Annotated in this window: 22 protein-coding genes; 11 read left to right on the top strand and 11 right to left on the bottom strand. The window is 58.5% G+C overall.

All coding sequences use genetic code 11. The features are described from left to right. Position 1 precedes the first annotated feature (1 nt). The gene (locus VK792_RS08685; RefSeq protein WP_326297075.1) at positions 2-409 is read left to right on the top strand and encodes a hypothetical protein; all 408 of its coding nucleotides are present in this window, start codon (positions 2-4) and stop codon (positions 407-409) included. Between the two features lie 67 nt (positions 410-476). Here VK792_RS08685 and VK792_RS08680 read toward each other — a convergent pair whose 3' ends face one another. After that, entirely contained in the window at positions 477-896 is a 420-nt protein-coding gene (locus VK792_RS08680) for a c-type cytochrome (RefSeq protein ID WP_326297074.1), read from the bottom strand. 220 nt (positions 897-1,116) lie between these two features. Here VK792_RS08680 and idi point away from each other — a divergent pair, with 220 nt between their 5' ends. Both idi and VK792_RS08670 read left to right on the top strand, forming a co-directional pair. Further along, on the top strand, positions 1,117-1,647 hold the full coding sequence (idi, locus tag VK792_RS08675) for an isopentenyl-diphosphate Delta-isomerase (protein WP_326297073.1): 531 nt from the start codon (positions 1,117-1,119) through the stop codon (positions 1,645-1,647). A 48-nt stretch (positions 1,648-1,695) separates the two neighbouring features. Beyond that, positions 1,696-2,913, top strand: a complete 1,218-nt coding sequence (locus VK792_RS08670) for an MFS transporter (RefSeq protein WP_326297071.1) — start codon at positions 1,696-1,698, stop codon at positions 2,911-2,913. Here the strand turns inward: VK792_RS08670 and VK792_RS08665 are convergent. From VK792_RS08665 to VK792_RS08655, 3 genes are read right to left on the bottom strand one after another with little or no spacing between them, the layout of a single operon-like run. Next, complete coding sequence (locus VK792_RS08665) at positions 2,910-3,503, bottom strand: Smr/MutS family protein (protein ID WP_326297070.1); 594 nt, start codon at positions 3,501-3,503, stop codon at positions 2,910-2,912. The genes VK792_RS08670 and VK792_RS08665 overlap by 4 nt on opposite strands. Next, positions 3,500-4,540 (bottom strand): murein transglycosylase A, encoded by a 1,041-nt coding sequence (mltA, locus tag VK792_RS08660; protein ID WP_326297069.1) that lies wholly within the window; start codon positions 4,538-4,540, stop codon positions 3,500-3,502. The genes VK792_RS08665 and mltA overlap by 4 nt, the downstream gene beginning before the upstream one ends. Next, positions 4,537-5,196, bottom strand: coding sequence for a Tim44/TimA family putative adaptor protein (locus VK792_RS08655; protein WP_326297068.1), 660 nt, complete (start codon positions 5,194-5,196; stop codon positions 4,537-4,539). The genes mltA and VK792_RS08655 overlap by 4 nt, the downstream gene beginning before the upstream one ends. A 106-nt stretch (positions 5,197-5,302) precedes the next feature. On the opposite strand from VK792_RS08655, the gene VK792_RS08650 reads away from it, so the two are divergent. After that, on the top strand, positions 5,303-5,812 hold the full coding sequence (locus VK792_RS08650) for an FxsA family protein (protein ID WP_326297108.1): 510 nt from the start codon (positions 5,303-5,305) through the stop codon (positions 5,810-5,812). A gap of 59 nt (positions 5,813-5,871) precedes the next feature. After that, positions 5,872-6,378, top strand: coding sequence for a protein-export chaperone SecB (gene secB, locus VK792_RS08645; RefSeq protein WP_326297067.1), 507 nt, complete (start codon positions 5,872-5,874; stop codon positions 6,376-6,378). Positions 6,379-6,382: 4 nt separating this feature from the next. Here the strand turns inward: secB and dnaQ are convergent, their stop codons facing one another. Genes dnaQ through VK792_RS08625 form a run of 4 tightly spaced genes read right to left on the bottom strand, consistent with a single transcriptional unit; the run spans position 6,383 to position 9,084 of the window. Then, positions 6,383-7,072: a DNA polymerase III subunit epsilon gene (gene dnaQ / locus VK792_RS08640; protein ID WP_326297066.1), complete on the bottom strand. Its 690-nt coding sequence runs from the start codon at positions 7,070-7,072 to the stop codon at positions 6,383-6,385. Then, positions 7,065-7,658, bottom strand: coding sequence for a dephospho-CoA kinase (gene coaE, locus VK792_RS08635; RefSeq protein ID WP_326297065.1), 594 nt, complete (start codon positions 7,656-7,658; stop codon positions 7,065-7,067). Before coaE ends, dnaQ begins: the two co-directional genes overlap by 8 nt. After that, the gene (locus VK792_RS08630; RefSeq protein WP_326297064.1) at positions 7,655-8,488 is read right to left on the bottom strand and encodes a shikimate dehydrogenase; all 834 of its coding nucleotides are present in this window, start codon (positions 8,486-8,488) and stop codon (positions 7,655-7,657) included. The genes coaE and VK792_RS08630 overlap by 4 nt, the downstream gene beginning before the upstream one ends. Next, the gene (locus VK792_RS08625; RefSeq protein ID WP_326297063.1) at positions 8,485-9,084 is read right to left on the bottom strand and encodes a Maf family protein; all 600 of its coding nucleotides are present in this window, start codon (positions 9,082-9,084) and stop codon (positions 8,485-8,487) included. The genes VK792_RS08630 and VK792_RS08625 overlap by 4 nt, the downstream gene beginning before the upstream one ends. Positions 9,085-9,629: 545 nt before the next feature. Here VK792_RS08625 and rho point away from each other — a divergent pair. The 6 genes from rho to VK792_RS08595 are packed head-to-tail and all read left to right on the top strand — an operon-like array spanning position 9,630 to position 16,421. Further along, positions 9,630-10,901, top strand: a complete 1,272-nt coding sequence (rho, locus tag VK792_RS08620) for a transcription termination factor Rho (protein WP_326297062.1) — start codon at positions 9,630-9,632, stop codon at positions 10,899-10,901. 25 nt (positions 10,902-10,926) lie between these two features. Next, positions 10,927-12,210, top strand: a complete 1,284-nt coding sequence (mnmE, locus tag VK792_RS08615; RefSeq protein WP_326297061.1) for a tRNA uridine-5-carboxymethylaminomethyl(34) synthesis GTPase MnmE — start codon at positions 10,927-10,929, stop codon at positions 12,208-12,210. A gap of 3 nt (positions 12,211-12,213) precedes the next feature. After that, positions 12,214-14,088: a tRNA uridine-5-carboxymethylaminomethyl(34) synthesis enzyme MnmG gene (gene mnmG / locus VK792_RS08610; RefSeq protein ID WP_326297060.1), complete on the top strand. Its 1,875-nt coding sequence runs from the start codon at positions 12,214-12,216 to the stop codon at positions 14,086-14,088. Next, the gene (rsmG, locus tag VK792_RS08605; protein WP_326297059.1) at positions 14,085-14,702 is read left to right on the top strand and encodes a 16S rRNA (guanine(527)-N(7))-methyltransferase RsmG; all 618 of its coding nucleotides are present in this window, start codon (positions 14,085-14,087) and stop codon (positions 14,700-14,702) included. Before mnmG ends, rsmG begins: the two co-directional genes overlap by 4 nt. Continuing rightward, positions 14,695-15,501: a ParA family protein gene (locus tag VK792_RS08600; RefSeq protein ID WP_326297058.1), complete on the top strand. Its 807-nt coding sequence runs from the start codon at positions 14,695-14,697 to the stop codon at positions 15,499-15,501. The genes rsmG and VK792_RS08600 overlap by 8 nt, the downstream gene beginning before the upstream one ends. An 11-nt stretch (positions 15,502-15,512) precedes the next feature. Then, complete coding sequence (locus VK792_RS08595; RefSeq protein WP_326297057.1) at positions 15,513-16,421, top strand: ParB/RepB/Spo0J family partition protein; 909 nt, start codon at positions 15,513-15,515, stop codon at positions 16,419-16,421. Here the strand turns inward: VK792_RS08595 and hemW are convergent. The 3 genes from hemW to rph are packed head-to-tail and all read right to left on the bottom strand — an operon-like array spanning position 16,415 to position 18,889. Then, positions 16,415-17,575 (bottom strand): radical SAM family heme chaperone HemW, encoded by a 1,161-nt coding sequence (gene hemW / locus VK792_RS08590; RefSeq protein ID WP_326297056.1) that lies wholly within the window; start codon positions 17,573-17,575, stop codon positions 16,415-16,417. The genes VK792_RS08595 and hemW overlap by 7 nt on opposite strands. Then, positions 17,568-18,179: an RdgB/HAM1 family non-canonical purine NTP pyrophosphatase gene (gene rdgB / locus VK792_RS08585; RefSeq protein WP_326297055.1), complete on the bottom strand. Its 612-nt coding sequence runs from the start codon at positions 18,177-18,179 to the stop codon at positions 17,568-17,570. The genes hemW and rdgB overlap by 8 nt, the downstream gene beginning before the upstream one ends. Next, on the bottom strand, positions 18,176-18,889 hold the full coding sequence (gene rph, locus VK792_RS08580; protein ID WP_326297054.1) for a ribonuclease PH: 714 nt from the start codon (positions 18,887-18,889) through the stop codon (positions 18,176-18,178). The genes rdgB and rph overlap by 4 nt, the downstream gene beginning before the upstream one ends. Between the last annotated feature and the right edge of the window lie 20 nt (positions 18,890-18,909).

The following is an 18,909-nucleotide window of genomic DNA, read 5'->3' as shown; positions in this document are numbered from 1 at the left end:
CTTGGTCCAGATCACAGCGTTGCAACGCCGAAGTGATGAACAACGCCTGGCAGCGGTGCGGGCGGAAATTGACGGTCACCAGCAGCAGATCGCTGAAATCGATGCGCTCGGTCGGCAGGCGTTTTCCCCTGATCCATCTGCCTTCGCCCGGCAAAGCTTGGGCGCGGACGTGGCGTGGCGCGATCACCTGTCGCGGCAGCGGGTGCGCCTTGTGGGCGCCTTGGCAAGCTTGCGGGCGCAGGAACTGGCGGTGCAGGATCAGTTGCGCAACAGTTTTGGCCGCGATCAGGCGATGCACAATCTGTTGCAACAGGAACAGGATCGCCTGCGTCGTCACGATCAAACGAAACGTGCCAAAGCACTGGAGGATCTGGTGTTGATGTCCGTCACCCGAAATAGCCCGACATGAAAAAGGCGCGCCGGGGTGTCCGGGCGCGCCTTGAAAACCGTTTGCGTCCTGCCGGACGCCGGTCGGATTATTCCGCCGGCTTCAGGCTGGCCAGGTAGGCATAAACGTCTTCGCCACCCTTCTTCAGCTTGTACGACATCTTGGAACGCGCGCCGCTGTCGCCCAGGTAATCGGCCAGAAACGCCTTGGGGTCCTGAACGTAGTTGGCAAAATGCTCTGCGTCCCAAACCAGGCCTTTTTCACCAGCAGCAACGATCGAGTCGCCATACTTGAAGCCTTCGTAGGTGCCTGCGGCGCGGCCCGCGACGCCATAAAGGTTCGGGCCGGTCTTGCCGCCCTTGACGATCGTGGTGCCGTCATCGGCAACGATCATGTGGCAGGATTTGCACTTCTTGAATTCTTTCTCGCCTTTCGCTGCGTCGCCTTCTGCAAAGGCCACGGTCGAGAGGGAAGCGGCTGCAAATGCCGTCGCGATCATCAGTTTCATGCGTTTACTCCAGAGAGGTGAGTTCATGGGTGGGACCTTAGCCGAACCAGATAGGAGCGAACAACACGGATTCATCCGGTTTGCCTGCGACGAATGGCTATAGTTCAGGACATTTTCGCCCAAACTGCGGGGATTTGTCCCATGAAATCACGGGAACTTGACGTTTGTGCCGATCCTTCGCATGGAGCACCCGCGCAACACGCAAGCCAGGAGCCCACAGATGTCTGACCAAATTCCCGCATGGATCGACGGAGTTCTGACCCCGGTGGACAAACTGCGCGCGCATCATGACGGCATTCGGCACAAAGCGGTGTCGGTCTTTGTGCTGCGCGGGGACGCGGTGCTGATCCAGCGCCGCGCGCTGTCGAAATACCATACGCCGGGACTGTGGGCGAACACCTGCTGTACCCACCCGCACTGGGACGAAGCCGCCACAGACTGCGCAAGGCGCCGGTTGCAGGAAGAGTTGGGCATCACCGGGCTTGACCTACAGTTCCGCGACCAAGTCGAATATCGTGCGGATGTCGGTGGTGGCATGATCGAACATGAACTAGTGGATATCTTCGCGGCACATGCGGACAACACGCTAACCGTTGTCCCCAATCCGGACGAGGTACTCGAGGTCGACTGGATCAGCCTGGACGCGTTGCACCGGCAGATTGCCAATGATCCTGACCGGTTCACCCCTTGGCTGCGGATCTACCTGGACCAGCACTCGGCACGTATTTTCTTGCCCGATACCGCGGGCTGACATCGTTTCCGCTTGCCAGCCGGGCGGCCACGCGACACCACTTTGCGGATGAGCCTGGTATCGTTTCTGCGCGAAAATGCCCGATGGCTGGCGGCCGGTGCGCTGCTCAGCTTCTTATCCAGCTTTGGCCAGACGTTTTTCATCTCGATCTTCGCAGGAGAAATCCGTGCAGAGTTCGGCCTGAGCCATGGTCAATGGGGCGGGATCTATACGCTGGGCACGTCGGTTTCGGCGGCGGTCATGGTCTGGGCCGGGGGCCTGACCGACCGGTATCGCAGTGTCAGCCTGGGCACCATAGTCCTTTTGGCATTGGCGTTGGCGTGCCTGTTCATGGCGTCAAACCCGGCGGTCTGGTTGCTGCCCGCGGTCATCTTTGCCCTGCGGTTCACCGGGCAGGGCATGGTCAGCCATATCGCTGTGGTGTCGATGTCGCGCTGGTTCATCGCCACACGGGGGCGGGCATTGTCGGTGGCTGGACTTGGGTTTGCCGGCGCAGAGGCGCTCTTGCCACTGATCTTCGTGACCTTGATGATCTTTGTTCCGTGGCGTGGGCTTTGGATTATGTCCGCAGGGATCGTCCTTTTGGGGATCGTCGCGTTGCGCATCCTTTTGCGCGAAGAACGCACCCCCCAATCCCATGCAGAGTCGTCGGTTTCGCTGGGAATGCAAGCGCGGCACTGGACACGGGGCGAAACCCTGCGGCACTGGCTGTTCTGGTTCATGGTGCCGGCGTTGCTTGGACCGGCAGCGTTCAACACCGCATTCTTCTTTCACCAGGTGCATTTCGCCACCCTCAAGGGATGGTCACACCTAGAATTGGTGGCGCTTTTCCCTTTGTATACCGTGTTGGCGGTGGCTGCGATGGTCGGCTCTGGCTGGATGTTGGACAAGTTCGGTACGCCGCGCGTGATCCCGTGGTTCCAACTTCCGATCGTGGTCGCCTTTGTTCTGTTTTCACAGGCCACGACCCTGCCTATTGCTGCAATTGGAATGGTGTTTCTTGCGGTGACGACAGGTGCAAACACCACGCTGCCCAACGCGTTCTGGGCAGAGTTCTATGGCACGCGGCACCTGGGCGCGATCAAGGCAATGGCAGCCGCGGTCATGGTGCTGGGTTCGGCGCTTGGGCCGGGGATAACGGGCGTCTTGATCGACAAGGGGATCGGACTGGAAACGCAGTATCTGGGCGTTGCCGTCTATTTCCTCTTTGCGACCGCGATGATGGTGATCGGCGTAGGCTGGGCGCGGCATTTGCTGACCGTTTAACGCCGCTTGCGCAAGTAGACGTAGTAGGCGCCGCCACCGCCGTGCCTGAGATGTGCCTCGGACACTTGCAAGACCATTGTTCCTAGCGGTGCCATCTTCAGCCATTGCGGCACTTGCTGTTTCAGTACGCCACGGCGCAGAGGCATCGGATCGTAGGGGTCGTGGCGCTGGCCCTTGCCGGTGATGACCAGAACCAGCCGAAGACCCCGAGCCTGAGAGGTCATGATGAACCGCACCAATTCCGGGTGTGCCTGATCCAGGGTCATCCCGTGCAGATCGATCCGCGCCTCCGGTACCAGCTTGCCACGCTTCATCCGGCCAAAGGCCTTGCTGTCCATATGCACCGGTGCCTGCGCCAGCCGGTCTGAAACGGACATCGGCGGCAGGTGGCTTTCGTTGCGGCTGGGGTGTTTTTCCCCAATCGTGAAACGGGGCAGGGGGGCGACAGGCGTTTCGCCCGGTTCCGGCTGCGGTTTTCGCGGGGTCGAGCGTGGCGACAGGTCAAGTTCCCGTCCGGCGCGGCGCTCGATGGATCGTGCCACCGTTTGCCAAAGCTCCAGCTCTTCCGGTTTGACGCGCCGCCGGGTCATTGGATGTTTTCGGGCAACAGGGCGTAAGCGCGTTGAATCGGCATCAGAACGACCATCCGACCGCCATCCTTGATCCGGCCCGCTTCACGCCCGGCCTGATCGCCGGTGCCCATGAAAATGTCGGCGCGCTGCGCCCCCTTGATGGCCGAACCGGTGTCTTGCGCGATCATCAGCCGATGCATCGGGTCGCGGCCAGCCTTTTCTATCCAGACCGGCGCGCCCAGTGGCGTAAATGCCGGATCGACGGCAATCGACCGTTTCGTGGTAATCGACCGGTTCATCGCACCCAGCGGTCCAAGCTCCGAAGGCACCTGGTTCACTTCACGAAAGAAGACATAGGACGGGTTGTGATACAGCAATTCCAGCCCTGCGGCTGGATTGCGGCGGACCCAGTTCTTGATCACCTGCGCCGACACCTGATGCGCCTTGAACACTCCGCGCCGGACCAGTTCCTGCCCGATCGACCGGTAAGGGTGTCCGTTCGCCCCGGCATATCCGACACGGATGTAGCTGCCGTCGGGAAGGTGGACCCGGCCAGAGCCCTGGACCTGAAGAAAGAACAGTTCGACCGGGTCATCGACCCAGGCAATTTCCAGCCCTCGGCCTTGCAGTGCAGTCCCTGACATGATTTCGCGCCGGGTCAGCCAGGTTCCGCGCCGCGCTTCTGGCGGCATTCGGTAAAGTGGATAGCGGTACCGGGCGTCCGGACGCCGCGCCCCGTCCAGTTCCGGTTCGAAATAGCCTGTAAACAACGGGTCCGCCCCGTCGGTGATCCGGACGGGGCGAAAGAAAAGTTCAAAAAACGTCTTGCCGGATTTGGCATCCCGCGCGGCGTTGCAGATCGCGCGCCAGTCGGGATCATCCATGTCGCCGCAGGTGTTGAGGAACACTTTCAGCGCGGCGTCATGGTCGTCATCGTCCCACCCGTCAAGCGCGTCGAAAGACAGGATTTCGTAGGCCGGTTGTGTCTCTGCCATGGCGTCCGGCCCGGTGAGTAAAAGGATTGCCAGCGCTGCTGTTGCGACGCGTCCGATCATTCGCCGGTTGCGACAAGCTGCCAGTTGGGGTCGTCGCTGCCCATGTGCCGGCCATAGGTCCAGATGTCTTTCTGGCGTTTTACCTGGGTCGGGCTGCCTTCGACAATCTCGCCCGAACGGTCCCGCACCACGGCCGTCATTTCGCCGACATAGCGCACGGTGATTTCTGCCGCGCCTGTGGCTTCGTCAAAGGTGGCGTTCACCAGTTCCAGTTCCCGCACGCCGACAAACTGGGATTCAATGGTAAGGCCCTGCGCTTCGCGGGCTTCGACCACCTCGGCAAAACTTTCATAGACGTCTTCGTCTAGGAACGGCTTGATCGCCGCCAGATCCCCCTTGTCGAAGGCCATCAGGATCATCTCGTACGCGCCACGCGCGCCGGACAGGAACTCTGACACACCAAAAGACGGCTCGACCCGTTTCATCCGGGCCAGCGCGTCCGCGCTTGGGCTGTCAGAGGGCACATGGTCAACGATATCGCGATCCGGCCCGCCTTCGATCACCTCAAAGTCGCGGCGTGTCTCTGGCTGCTCCAGCGGACGAGGCACCGGCGGCTTTTCGAAACCGTCCCGGGTTCCAAGCACACTTTTCAGGCGCAAAATCAGAAAAATGGCGATTCCGGCCAGAACCAGAAGTTGCAGAATGGGCGACGGCATGGATGTCCTCTTTGCGGGCACACTTGGAATTAAGCAGTTCGCATCCTTATGTAGGTGAGGGGGTGCTGCGAGTCCACCTTAGCGCCCCGGGAAAAGGAGCATGATGATGTGGTTGTTTCTGGCCTTCCTGGCCGTTCCCCTGATCGAGATCGCACTGTTCATCCAGGTTGGCGGCATGATCGGGCTTTGGCCGACGCTGGGCATCGTGATCCTGACCGCGATCATCGGCACGTCGTTGATGCGCAGTCAGGGGGCAATGGCGATGAACAACTTGCGCGGATCGTTTTCGCGACTGGACGATCCGACAGAGCCTCTGGCGCATGGTGCGATGATCCTGCTGGCCGGTGCCTTGCTGCTGACACCGGGGTTTTTTACCGACGCGGTGGGTTTTGCCCTGCTGACACCGCCGTTCCGTGCAATGGTTCTGGCCTGGGCGCGCAAGCGGGTGAATGTGCAAACCTTTCAGATGGGACCGCAAGCCGACCCGTTCGCGCAACGGCCACGCACACCGACATCAGACGCAAATCGCGGTGCTGACGTGATCGATGGTGAATTTACCGAGGTCGAGCCGCCCAGACGTCCAACGCACACGCCGTCTGGCTGGACAAAGCATTGAGACCCGCTGTCTGACCTGCTAAGCGATGTGCCAATTAATTTAACCTGGAGTGATCTCAAATGGCCGAAACTGAAAACGGCGCTGCCGCCGCGCAGCCCCCGCAGGTCAAGATGAACGTGCTTGCGCAATTCGTGCGCGACATGTCGTTCGAAAACATCCTGGCACAAAAAGGCGCCTCTGGCGAAGTTCAGCCTGACGTCACCGTGCAGGTGAACCTGGATGCCAAGAAGCGCACCGCCGATCATCAGTTCGAGGTTGTGCTGAAACTGCGCGTCGACTCCAAATCCAAAGACGCGGGCGAACAGCTGTTCCTGTTGGAGCTGGACTATGCCGGTGTGTTCCACATCGAAAATGTTCCGGACGAACAGATGCATCCGTTCCTGCTGATCGAATGCCCGCGGATGCTGTTCCCGTTTGTGCGCCGGATCGTGTCGGACGTGACCCGCGACGGCGGCTTCCCGCCGCTCAACCTGGAAAATATCGACTTCCTGGCACTGTACCGCAATGAGCTGGCCCGTCGCACCGCGGCCGCCGCACAGGAAAACGAACAGACAGCCGACGCCTGATCGGCTACGGCTTGCGCCAAAGCGCAGCGTCCCCGAGCTTTTCGACAAAGGCGGCGTGAGCCGCCTTTTCGTTGTCCGAAATCCGCGGGGGCAGGGGTTTTGGCCGACGGCCGGGCCTCCAGTCGACATCGCCGCTGGCAGCGCCACTTCCCGCATTGGTCGTGGACAGGCCGAAGTCTGGTTGCTTGCCGCCGATCAGTTCAAGATACACCTCGGCCAGAATTTCGCTGTCCAGAAGCGCGCCGTGCAATGTCCGGGCAGAGTTGTCGATGCCAAACCGCCGGCACAAGGCGTCCAGCGACGCAGGAGAACCGGGAAATTTCTGCCGGGCAATCGCCAGCGTATCGACCGCACGTTCCCATGCGATCTGCGGGCGTTTGACCCAACGCAATTCGGCATTCAGGAATTTCACATCGAATGCGGCGTTGTGGATCACCAGGTTTGCACCCTCGATGAATTCCAGGAACGCGTCGGCAATTTCAGCGAAGACCGGTTTGTCCGACAGGAACTGTTCGCTCAGGCCGTGCACCTCGAATGCGGATTGCGGCATGTCGCGCTGAGGGTTGATGTACTGATGATAGGTCCGACCGGTGGGCACATGATTGTGCAACTCGACCGCGCCGATTTCAACGATCCGGTCCCCCTGTTCAGGGTCGAAACCGGTGGTTTCCGTATCCAGTACGATTTCACGCATCGGCCTGTACCTTCCTGATCCTGCCCAGAATGTCCCGCACCTGCGCACGGGCATGGTCCACCGTATCGGTTTCGATGACATAGTCTGCACGCGCGCATTTTTCCGAAATCGGCATCTGTTTGGCCAGAATAGTCTCGAATTGCGCCTCTGTCATGGTGCCCCGCTCCAGAACCCGCGCACGCTGGGTTTCAGCATCGACATAGACGCAGGCAACCGCATCGAATTCGGTTTCCGCACCAGTTTCGAACAGCAGCGGGATGTCAAAAACCAGCACGTCCGCAGCGGCTGTTCCGGCGAATTCAGAACGGTCCTGTCGGACCAGCGGGTGCACGATCTGTTCCAGCGTTTTCAACACCGACACATCGGCAGAGATCATCCGCTTCAGCGCCTCACGTGAAACGCCGCCCTGTTCGATCGCGTCTGGCAGCGCGGCAGCAATGGGGGCGACGGCCAATCCGCCCGGCGCGTACAACCGGTGCACCGCGGCATCAGCATCCCAGACGGTGCAACCTTCCTCGGCAAAGAATTGCGCCGTGGTCGATTTTCCCATTCCGATGGACCCAGTCAGGCCAAGCCGAAAGCTCATCCCAGAACGGCCCGACGCAGCGCATCATCGACGACGGGGCGTTTTCCGAACCAGCGTTCAAACCCAGGTACGGCCTGGTGCAACAGCATGCCAAATCCATCGACCGTGCGGCATCCCTTTTCCTTGGCCGTGCGCAGGAAATGGGTCTCTAGCGGGGCGTAGACAAGATCATTCACTACGGTGCCCGGACGCAATCCATCCAGCGGCACACGCATTTCGGGCTTGCCCACCATTCCCAGCGAGGTGGTGTTCACCACCATTGCCGCATCTTCCAGGACGTTGCCGGCCTGAAGCCAATCGACAACCTCGATCCGCTGTCCCAGATCATCGCGCAAGCGATCGGCGCGCGCTCGGGTACGGTTGGTCAGAATTACTTTCGGCGCACCCGCGTCCAGCAAGGTCGCCACAATCGCCCGCGATGCACCGCCTGCGCCCAGAACCACCGCTGGCCCAGCCTTTGCATCCCAGTCCGGCACGTTCTGGCGAATATTCTCGATGAAACCATACCCGTCGGTGTTGTCGGCATGGATCCTGCCATCACGCCGAAAGATCAACGTATTCGCAGCCCCGATAATCGTGGCGCGGTCAGTGATCAGATCAGCGATTTCCATCACCCGTTCCTTGTAAGGAATCGTGACGTTCAACCCGACGAACCCAAGCTGGGGCAACAAGCGCAAAGTCTCTTCGAGCTTGTCAGAGGGAACTTCCATCGGGATGTAATGCCCGGGCAAACCCATCGTCCGCAGCCAGTGCCCGTGCAGGCGCGGCGACTTGGAATGCGCGATCGGGGATCCGATCACCCCGGCCAATGGTACGTTCTCTTCGCTCATCCGTCGATTTCCCCAATCAAAGCAAGGTGGGACAGCAGTTCCAGAAGCGGCAGACCCAGAACATTGAAATAGTCGCCTTCGATCCTGTGGAACAGGCGCACGCCTTCCTCTTCGAGTTTGTAGCAACCGACGGCGTGACGCACACTGTTCCAGTTCCGGTCAAGATACGCGTCAAGATACGCGTCGGAAAAGTCCCGCATGTAAAGCCGAACCTGCCCGACGTGACGCCAGAGCGGTTTGCCATCCCGACAGATCACCGCCGCCGACAGCAACATGTGGCGCGACCCGCGCAAGCGTTGCAACTGGTCGCGCGCCTGTTCAAGGGTATCAGCCTTGGTAAACAACGTACCTTGATGGTCCAGCACCTGGTCACAACCCAGTACCAGCGCGCCGGGTGTCTTGTCGCTCACCTTCAGCGCCTTCATTTCGGCCAGGGTGTCGGCAATGTCACGGGGTGGGGCAGATTCGGCCAGAAGCGATTCGCGCACCATGTCTTCGTCGATCCGGGCCGGAAAAATCTGCGGGTCGAGCCCTGCATTTCGCAACAGTTGGGCACGAATTTCGGACCCGGATGCTAGAACAAGAGGGGAGCCCATGTGGATAACTGCCTGAAAAACCCTGTGCGTGATCGCTTGCAAGGTTTTGGGGAAAACAACGCGCCATTGCAAGGCGCGGGAAAACGCACCGAGTTTCGGGCCGCATCACGGCAGTTCTGAACCTGGGGACGGGAAAACTGAGCCTTTGGGAAGATCATGCCAACCAACAAGTTGTGCTTGGGCTTGTTCAAAGGCTTCGGATAGATGCCTAATACGTTGTTAAATATAAGAAATTTTTGAAGTTTTTAGCACTAAACCACTGTTTTTCCGGAAATTTGTCCACAGCATGCATGGCTTGGGAAAACTTCCGGGTAACCCTGTAATCCACAGCTTTGGGGCTTCCCTAAAATCAACTATCTACTTTTCTATTTTCTTTATTTTAAGGATTTCCGGGTTCCAGGTCTGGAAAGGGCGACCTTCCGGAAAGATTGACTTCGACAGGACGAGGGGTTAGTGAACCGCTGCTGGCCCGTCCGGGTCAAGGCATCTCACTATTCTGAATGACGATGACGCCCCGACTGTGCGGGCGGATGAGGCTGTTTCCCATGACTGAAGAACGCTTGCACCTTGCCGACCTGAAAGCCAAGAGCCCGAAGGATCTTTTGGCGATGGCGGAAGAGTTGGAGATCGAGAACGCCTCGACCATGCGGAAAGGCGAAATGATGTTCCAGATCCTGCGCGAACGCGCAGATGAAGGCTGGGACATTTTCGGCGATGGCGTGCTGGAGGTGCTGCAAGACGGTTTCGGGTTCTTGCGGTCGCCCGAGGCGAACTATCTGCCGGGCCCTGACGATATCTATGTCTCACCCGACATGATCCGCAAATTCTCGCTTCGGACCGGGGATACCATCGAGGGCGCGATCAAGGCGCCGGAAGAAAATGAACGATATTTCGCGTTGATGGATGTCACGCTGATCAACTTTGAGGTGCCGGAAAAGGCCCGCCACAAGATCGCGTTTGACAACCTGACGCCGCTCTATCCGAACGAGCGGTTGAAGATGGAAATCGAAGATCCGACGGTGAAGGACCGGTCGGCCCGGATCATCGACCTTGTTGCACCGATCGGGAAAGGCCAGCGGTCTTTGATCGTGGCGCCGCCTCGGACCGGTAAAACGGTTTTGTTGCAGAATATCGCGCATTCGATCGAGCAGAACCACCCGGAGTGTTACCTGATCGTTCTTCTGATCGATGAACGTCCGGAAGAAGTGACCGACATGCAGCGATCCGTGAAAGGCGAGGTGATTTCGTCAACCTTTGACGAACCGGCCACGCGGCACGTCGCGGTTTCGGAAATGGTGATCGAAAAGGCCAAGAGATTGGTCGAACATAAGCGAGATGTTGTTATTCTTCTCGACTCTATCACAAGGCTTGGTAGGGCGTTCAACACGGTTGTGCCGTCGTCAGGTAAAGTTCTGACCGGGGGTGTGGACGCGAATGCGCTGCAACGGCCGAAGCGGTTCTTTGGCGCCGCGCGGAATATCGAGGAAGGCGGATCGCTGACCATTATCGCCACGGCACTGATCGATACCGGCAGCCGGATGGACGAGGTGATCTTTGAAGAATTCAAGGGTACCGGGAACAGCGAAATTGTTCTGGACCGGAAAGTGGCCGATAAGCGGGTGTTCCCGTCGATTGATATCCTTAAATCGGGGACCCGGAAAGAAGACCTGCTGGTCGACAAGGGCGATCTTCAGAAGACTTTCGTTCTGCGGCGTATTCTGAATCCGATGGGGACAACGGATGCCATCGAATTCCTGTTGTCGAAGCTGAAACAGACCAAGACCAACAGCGAATTCTTCGACTCGATGAACACCTGATACCCTCGACGGAGGGAAACGCATCATGGACACGATCTTTGCTCTTGCCACGGCGCAAGGGAAGGCAGGCGTTGCTGTTGTTCGCATTTCGGGCCCGGATGCCCTGAAGGCGGCATCGCAATTTTGTACCTTGCCGGACCCGCGTCGGGCCGGATTGCGGCGCTTGGTAGATCGCGACGGGGCCGTTCTGGACGAAGCTTTGGTGCTCGTGTTTGAAGAAGGGGCGAGCTTTACGGGGGAAACCGTTGTTGAATTTCAGCTTCATGGCAGCCTTGCGGTGGTGCAGGCTGTTTTACGCCAGCTAGGCTCGGTTTCCGGAGTGCGGATGGCTGAGCCTGGGGAGTTCACGCGACGCGCCTTGGAAAACGGACGGCTCGACCTGACGCAGGTCGAAGGGTTGGGTGATCTGATTGATGCTGAAACCGAAGCGCAACGGCGGCAGGCGAACAGGGTTCTTTCGGGCGAACTTGGCCGAAAGACTGACGCCTGGCGAGAGGATTTGATCCAGGCGGCGGCATTGCTGGAACTGACGATCGATTTTGCGGATGAAGACGTTCCTATGGATGTGACTCCGCAGGTGACAGAGCTTTTGAACCGTGTGATCGTGTCAATCCAGCAAGAGATTTCGGGGTATTCTGCTGCTGAGCGTGTGCGGAGCGGTTTCGAGGTTGCGATTGTCGGGGCGCCAAACGTGGGAAAATCGACCCTCCTCAACGCGCTCGCCGGTCGAGAGGCTGCAATCACGTCTGACATCGCAGGAACGACGCGGGACGTTATCGAAGTGCGGATGGATCTGAGCGGGCTTGCCGTGACGCTTTTGGACACAGCTGGCCTGCGTGAAACCGATGACATGATCGAAGGCCTCGGGGTCTCGCTGGCAAAGAAGCGTGCCGATCGCGCGGACTTGCGTATCTTCGTGGTTCTTCCTGGTGAAGAACCGTTGCTGTCAGTGCAGGAAGGCGACCTGGTTGTTGTTGGAAAGGGCGATCTTTGGCCCGAGTACGACTCAGCAGTGTCTGGAAAATCTGGCTTGGGATTGGATCGGTTGCTTGCCCGTGTTGGCGATGAACTGAAGCATCGTTCCTCGACTGCGGGCGTCGTCACGCGAGAACGCCACTTTTCTGCGCTGACGGATGCGATTGTTTATCTTTCCGCAGCTGTTGAAGCTGTCGCTTACGGGTCCGTTCGGTATGATATAGCCGCAGAGGAAATAAGAAGCGCGATTCGACGCCTCGAAGGGCTTGTCGGGCGCGTTGATGTAGAGGATTTGTTGTCAGATATCTTTTCCCGTTTTTGCCTGGGGAAGTAAGGAGTGTTTCACGTGAAACATCTGGACTTTGACGTGATCGTTGTGGGAGGGGGTCATGCCGGATGCGAAGCGGCGTACGCATCAGCCCGTATGAAAGCACGCACCTTGCTGATCACGCTGAAGAAAGATTCGATCGGGGTGATGTCTTGCAATCCGGCTATTGGTGGCCTTGGGAAAGGGCATCTCGTTCGAGAAATCGACGCCATGGATGGTATCATGGGCCGGATTGCAGACCGCGCGGGAATTCAATTCCGGTTGCTGAATCGCAGAAAGGGCCCTGCGGTTCAGGGCCCGCGTGCACAATCGGACCGCAAGATTTACCGTGACTCGATGCAGGCTGTTTTGTCAAAAACCGAACATCTGACGATCCTTGAAGCTGAGGTTGTTGATTTCATTCAAAAAGGAAACAACGTTTGTGGCGTGCGCCTGAAGGATGGATCACAGATCAAGGCTGCGGGAACCGTTCTCACAGCGGGCACCTTCCTGAAGGGTGTGATTCATATCGGGGATCAAAGCTATCCCGGCGGACGTATCGGCGATGACCCATCGGATCAGCTGGGCGATCGGATGCGGGATTTTGGGTTAGAAACCGGTCGGTTGAAGACCGGGACACCACCAAGGCTGGATGGACGTACGATCAATTGGGACAGGCTGGAAAAACAACCCGGCGACCCGGAACCGGTGATGTTTTCGTTTCTCCACGAGAAGCCATTTGTCCGTCAGATTTCCTGCGGCATCACGCATACCAATTCCGAAACGCATGATATTATTCGAGAAAACCTCGATCGGTCTGCGATGTACGGTGGTCATATCGACGGTGTGGGGCCGCGCTATTGCCCATCTATCGAGGATAAGGTTGTCAGGTTTGCAGAAAAGGAAAGCCATCAGGTTTTTCTGGAGCCGGAGGGGCTTGAAGACCACACGGTGTATCCAAATGGCATTTCAACATCCTTGCCGCGCGACGTTCAGGAGAGCTACGTGCATTCGATCGTTGGTTTGGAACAGGCGAAAATCCTGCAACCGGGCTATGCGATCGAATACGATTATTTTGATCCGCGAGGCTTGAAATCAACGTTGGCGCTCAAGTCCTGCAATGGCTTGTACCTTGCGGGCCAGATCAACGGCACGACTGGCTATGAAGAGGCGGCCGCGCAAGGGCTTGTTGCAGGTCTGAACGCGGCCGCGGCCGCGCTGGAGCGAGATTCTATCACCTTTTCCCGGATCGAGAGCTACATAGGGGTGATGATCGACGATTTGACCACCCGCGGCGTTTCAGAGCCATATCGCATGTTCACCTCCCGCGCCGAGTTTCGCCTATCCCTGCGCGCGGACAATGCTGATCAGCGATTGACCCCAAAAGCGATTGCCCTCGGTTGTGTTTCTCAAAAACGGCAAGACTCTTATCTGCAAAAGAAAAATAGCCTTTCGTCTGCAAAGGCAGTACTTTCGAATACTCTTCTGACGCCGCAACAGGTTCAGAAGCTTGGCTTGTCAGTGAAGCTCGATGGCCAAAAAAGAAGCCTGTTCCAACTCCTCTCCTTCCCTGATTTTACGCTTGATATGGCCCGACCGTTCCTGGCTGATCAGCCAGAGCTTGAACCTGCGATTCAGGAACAGATCGCTCGGGACGCGCTTTATGCGAACTACCTAGATCGCCAAAGCCGTGATCTGGAAGCGCTCAAAAAAGATCAGGAGCGCACTTTTCCAGAAGACTTTGATTTCACGCAGATCGAGGGGCTATCGAATGAGTTGAAAGCGAAGCTTGACAAGTTCCGCCCCGAAACGTTGGCGCAGGCGGGTAAGATTGAAGGTGTAACGCCGGCCGCGCTTGTGTTGTTGCTCGCCAAGCTGCGCAAGCATCAGAAGCTTTCCGCATGACGCTTGATGGACTCGGTATGGAAATCCTGGCGTCGGCGGAAGCCGATAAATTAGAGCGTTTTCAGAGCATTGCGTTGAAGTGGAACGAGAAGATCAACCTTGTTTCACCAGTATCCGCCGCAGAGTTTTGGGAACGGCATATTGTTGACTCCGTACAAGTGTTTCACGTGAAACAAGACTGGACGGGGCACTACGTTGATCTTGGGAGTGGTGGCGGCCTTCCTGGACTTGTTTGCAGCATTCTGAAGCGAAGCCGACAAATGGATGGCCCCATCACGCTCGTGGAATCCGATACACGCAAAGCGACCTTCCTGCGTACAGTCAATCGAGAGCTCGAACTAGAGGTCGTTGTTGTCGCTAGACGCATCGAAGTCATTGAAAAGCTGAACGCTGACATCCTCACCGCGCGCGCACTGGCGCCCCTGCCGACACTTCTGGGTTTCGCGCAACAGCACCTATCTGACACCGGCGCCGCGCTATTTCCGAAAGGCGCGAGTTGGCAAGAAGAGGTGACCGACGCGCAGACGCTCTGGTCATTCGACCTCAAGACGCATCAAAGCCATACCAACCCCGACTCTCGCATCCTTGAAATCGAAGGGATCTCTCGTGTCTGACTTTCGTTTGAACGGTCCGAAAATCCTCGCCGTCGCCAACCAGAAGGGTGGGGTCGGCAAGACAACGACAACCATCAACCTCGGAGCCGCATTGGCGGAAATTGGGCAAAAAGTCCTGATCGTCGATCTGGACCCGCAAGGAAATGCCTCGACCGGGCTCGGAATCGAGGCAGAGGATCGTGATCTGACCACCTATGAACTGTTGCTGGACGACTTGCCCCTGGATGATCTGATCTGCGAAACCGAAACTCCGGGTCTCGACATCATTCCGGCGACTGTCGATCTGTCATCGGCAGATATCGATTTGATTGCCAACGAAAAACGCATCTATCTTCTGCATGATGCGCTGCGACAGATCGGGATGGATGCGTTCGGTTATGACTTTGTTCTGATCGACTGTCCGCCGTCACTCAACCTCCTTACGGTGAACGCACTGGTTGCCAGCCATGCTGTGCTTGTCCCGTTGCAAAGCGAATTCTTCGCGTTGGAGGGCTTGTCGCAGCTTATGCTGACAATCCGGGAAGTTCGCCAGACCGCCAACCCGAACCTCCGGATCGAAGGTGTTGTTCTGACGATGTACGATGCGCGCAACAACCTGTCGCAACAGGTTGAAAATGATGCCCGCGGAACGCTGGGGGATCTGGTGTTCAAGACAGTGATTCCCAGAAACGTTCGTGTCAGCGAAGCGCCGTCGTTTTCGGTGCCGGTTCTGAACTACGACAGCACCTCAAAAGGCGCGCTCGCGTACCGGCAGCTTGCGCGTGAAATCCTGTCGAAAACCTCTAAGAAAGCCGCGTGAAAGGGCAGAGCATGAGCGAGAAAAAGGAAACCCGGCGTGGTTTGGGGCGTGGTCTGTCTGCCTTGATGGCGGATGTTGATCTGACGGCGCCGGCCGCCTCCAGCGCAGGCCAGTCGCGCAATGCAGACCGGCTTGTTCCCATCGAACAGATCCAACCCAACCCGGATCAGCCGCGTCGCGCGTTTACACAGGATCAGCTTCAGGAGCTGTCAGAGTCCATCCGCACCAAAGGCGTATTGCAGCCCCTGATCGTCAGGCCAAAACCTGGCACGGACAATCAGTATGAAATCGTGGCCGGGGAACGCCGCTGGCGCGCGGCTCAGTTGGCGCAACTGCACGAACTGCCGGTGATCGTGCGCGATTATTCCGATACGGAAATGCTCGAAGTTGCGATCATAGAAAACATCCAGCGTGCTGATCTGACCGCGATCGAAGAGGCGGCGGGCTATCGCCAATTGATGGACCGCTTCGGCCATACCCAGGAAAAACTGGCAGAGGCGTTGGGGAAAAGCCGAAGCCACATTGCCAATCTCTTGCGGCTCCTGAATCTGCCCGAAGGCGTACAGAACATGGTGACAAGCGGAACGTTGTCTGCCGGCCATGCCCGTGCGTTGATCACCGCCGAGGATCCGATGACCTTGGCAAAAGAAGTCGTGGGCAAAGGTTTGTCCGTGCGCGATACCGAAAAGCTCGCTAAGGCCGCGCTTGGACGACCAGACAGCCCCCGCTCTTCGCCGCGCCGTGTGGCCGCTGAAAAAGACGCGGACACCCGCGCGCTCGAAGGTGATCTTTCAGCAGCGTTGGGCATGAAGGTCACGATCAATCACGCATCGGCAGGCGAGGGGGGCGAAGTCACCTTGCGCTATCACTCACTCGATCAGCTTGATGAGATTTGTGCGCGATTGTCGGGCGGTCACTGATCCGGCAGCAGCCGTTCGATTACTGCATTCAACACCAAACGTCCTGCAGGGGTGGCCATCAACCGCCCCTGCAGCTCCGTCACCATCCCCAGGTCGCGCAGCTCTTGCAGGGCGTCATCTTTCAGTGGCGCCTCAGCCAAAGCGGTGTACCGCGCCACATCTATGCCTTCATCGATACGAAGCCCCATCATAAGGTACTCACCCGCCATATCTTGTGGATGAACGACTGATCTGACGCTTTCACCATTTCCAGCCTCGGCCGCTGCCAGCCAGCGATCCGGCATCAGAAAGGTCTCGGTGGCATATTTCTGTGCCCCCAAGGTCATCCTTCCATGCGCACCGGGGCCAATCCCGGCATAATCACCATAGCGCCAGTAAATCAGGTTATGTCGCGATTCCGCGCCCGGGCGCGCGTGGTTGGACACTTCGTAGGCGGGCATGTCATGCGCGGCGCATATCTCTTGCGTGGCTTCGTACATATCCGCTGCTGTGTCATCCTCGGGCAGCCCGCGGAGTTTTCCGGCGTTGTAGCGATCCGCGAACGCGGTCCCGGCTTCGATGGTCAGCTGGTACAGCGACAGATGATCGACCGCCATCGAAAGCGCTTCGGTCAGTTCGGCCTGCCAGTCGGCCAGGCTCTGATCCTGACGGGCATAGATCAAGTCGAAACTCACCCGATCGAACACCGACCGCGCCACATCAAAGGCCCGCCGTGCGTCATCCACCGAATGAATCCGGCCCAGCCGCTTCAGATCGCGGTCGTTCAACGCCTGAACGCCCATCGAAACCCGGTTCACACCCGCATCGGCATAGCCCCGGAACCGGCCCGCTTCAACCGAAGACGGATTGGCTTCGAGCGTGATCTCGATGTCATTTGCAGGCACCCAGCGGTCCCGCACGCGGTCAAGGATCGCGGCAACCGTGTCTGGCGACATCAGGCTGGGGGTGCCGCCGCCAAAAAACACGCTATTCAGAATGCGGCCTTGGGTCTGTGCGGCGACACGGTCGATTTCAGACAGATAGGCGCGGCTCCAACGATCCTGGTCTATCGAGCGCGCCACATGGCTGTTGAAATCGCAATAGGGACATTTTGCTTCACAGAACGGCCAGTGCAGGTACAGGCCAAAGCCGCCGTTCCGCCAGTCTTCACTCAAAACAACCCGCCACGAATTTACGGAAGGCGTCCGCGCGGTGACTGATCTTGTTCTTTTCCCAGCGGTCCATTTCCCCAAAGGTGATGTCATACCCCCGTGGTTGGAAAATGGGGTCGTAGCCATGCCCCTGGTCGCCCCGCATAGGCCAGACGACCTGGCCTTCCATCACGCCGGGAAACACCTCGTCATGGCCATCGGGCCAGGCCAGCACCAAGGTGCAACAGAACCGGGCGGTCCAGGGCTGGGCGATCCCGCTTTCGACCAGCTTGGCGTGGGTGTTCGTCATGGCCATGACAAAATCCCGACCTGTCTCTGTTTCAGCCCAATCAGCGGTATAGACGCCCGGAGCGCCGCCAAGCGCGTCAATCTCGATTCCGCTATCGTCGGACAGGGCGGGCAGGCCGGTGGCCTGGGCCGCGGCGTGCGCCTTGATCCGAGCATTTTCGACAAACGTCGTGCCGTCTTCGACCGGTTCGGGCAGCCCGGTTTCTGCGGCACCCACCACAGAAACCCCGAAGGGTTCCAGCAGCTGGGCGATTTCTTCCAGCTTCCCCTTGTTGTGGGTCGCCACAAGCAGCCTGTCGCCGGAAAACTTGCGGGTCATGTTGTGGCCTGCAACTGCATATCGAACAGGTCCTTGGTGCCCTGGTTGGCAAGGTCCATCAGGTCGGTCATTTGCTGACGAGAGAATGTGGCCCCCTCGGCTGACATCTGAACCTCGATCAATTGACCGTCGCCACGCAGGATGAAATTGCCATCGACGCCTGCCTCGCTATCTTCGGGATAATCCAGATCCAGCACTGCCTGACCGGCATAAATCCCACAGCTGACCGCAGCGACCGGGGCGATCAGCGGATCAGAGATTACGTCCCCGGCCTTCATCAGCTTGTTGACCGCAAGCCGCAACGCCACCCAACCGCCGGTGATCGACGCGCAGCGGGTACCGCCATCGGCCTGGATCACGTCACAGTCCACGGTGATCTGCCGTTCACCCAGCGCAACGCGGTCGACGCCGGCACGCAGGGACCGGCCGATCAGGCGCTGGATTTCGACAGTGCGGCCACCTTGCTTGCCGGTCGCCGCTTCGCGCCGCATCCGGCTGGTGGTGGACCGGGGCAGCATTCCGTACTCTGCGGTCACCCAGCCAAGCCCCGAACCCTTGATGAAGGGCGGAACGCGGTCCTCGATCGTGGCGGTGCACAGGACATGGGTATCGCCCATGCGGATCATGCAAGAGCCTTCGGCATGTTTGGTCACACCGGTTTCGATTGAAACCGCGCGCATTTCGCTTAAATTCCGTCCCGATGGTCGCATGATCCATTCCCTTTTCTTTC

This window comes from Mesobacterium hydrothermale (genome assembly GCF_035818635.1).
Lineage (GTDB): Bacteria > Pseudomonadota > Alphaproteobacteria > Rhodobacterales > Rhodobacteraceae > Mesobacterium_A > Mesobacterium_A hydrothermale.
Note: the sequence above shows the minus strand (reverse complement) of the source record. Positions and strands in the feature narration are given on the sequence as shown.

Bases quoted from the DNA above. Each gene is read 5' to 3' on its own strand.
- VK792_RS08680 (WP_326297074.1), bottom strand. From the start codon at position 896: ATGAAACTGATGATCGCGACGGCATTTGCAGCCGCTTCCCTCTCGACC.
- idi (WP_326297073.1), top strand. From the start codon at position 1,117: ATGTCTGACCAAATTCCCGCATGGATCGACGGAGTTCTGACCCCGGTG.
- VK792_RS08670 (WP_326297071.1), top strand. From the start codon at position 1,696: ATGAGCCTGGTATCGTTTCTGCGCGAAAATGCCCGATGGCTGGCGGCC.
- VK792_RS08665 (WP_326297070.1), bottom strand. From the start codon at position 3,503: ATGACCCGGCGGCGCGTCAAACCGGAAGAGCTGGAGCTTTGGCAAACG.
- mltA (WP_326297069.1), bottom strand. From the start codon at position 4,540: ATGATCGGACGCGTCGCAACAGCAGCGCTGGCAATCCTTTTACTCACC.
- VK792_RS08655 (WP_326297068.1), bottom strand. From the start codon at position 5,196: ATGCCGTCGCCCATTCTGCAACTTCTGGTTCTGGCCGGAATCGCCATT.
- VK792_RS08650 (WP_326297108.1), top strand. From the start codon at position 5,303: ATGTGGTTGTTTCTGGCCTTCCTGGCCGTTCCCCTGATCGAGATCGCA.
- secB (WP_326297067.1), top strand. From the start codon at position 5,872: ATGGCCGAAACTGAAAACGGCGCTGCCGCCGCGCAGCCCCCGCAGGTC.
- dnaQ (WP_326297066.1), bottom strand. From the start codon at position 7,072: ATGCGTGAAATCGTACTGGATACGGAAACCACCGGTTTCGACCCTGAA.
- coaE (WP_326297065.1), bottom strand. From the start codon at position 7,658: ATGAGCTTTCGGCTTGGCCTGACTGGGTCCATCGGAATGGGAAAATCG.
- VK792_RS08630 (WP_326297064.1), bottom strand. From the start codon at position 8,488: ATGAGCGAAGAGAACGTACCATTGGCCGGGGTGATCGGATCCCCGATC.
- VK792_RS08625 (WP_326297063.1), bottom strand. From the start codon at position 9,084: ATGGGCTCCCCTCTTGTTCTAGCATCCGGGTCCGAAATTCGTGCCCAA.
- rho (WP_326297062.1), top strand. From the start codon at position 9,630: ATGACTGAAGAACGCTTGCACCTTGCCGACCTGAAAGCCAAGAGCCCG.
- mnmE (WP_326297061.1), top strand. From the start codon at position 10,927: ATGGACACGATCTTTGCTCTTGCCACGGCGCAAGGGAAGGCAGGCGTT.
- rsmG (WP_326297059.1), top strand. From the start codon at position 14,085: ATGACGCTTGATGGACTCGGTATGGAAATCCTGGCGTCGGCGGAAGCC.
- VK792_RS08595 (WP_326297057.1), top strand. From the start codon at position 15,513: ATGAGCGAGAAAAAGGAAACCCGGCGTGGTTTGGGGCGTGGTCTGTCT.
- rdgB (WP_326297055.1), bottom strand. From the start codon at position 18,179: ATGACCCGCAAGTTTTCCGGCGACAGGCTGCTTGTGGCGACCCACAAC.
- rph (WP_326297054.1), bottom strand. From the start codon at position 18,889: ATGCGACCATCGGGACGGAATTTAAGCGAAATGCGCGCGGTTTCAATC.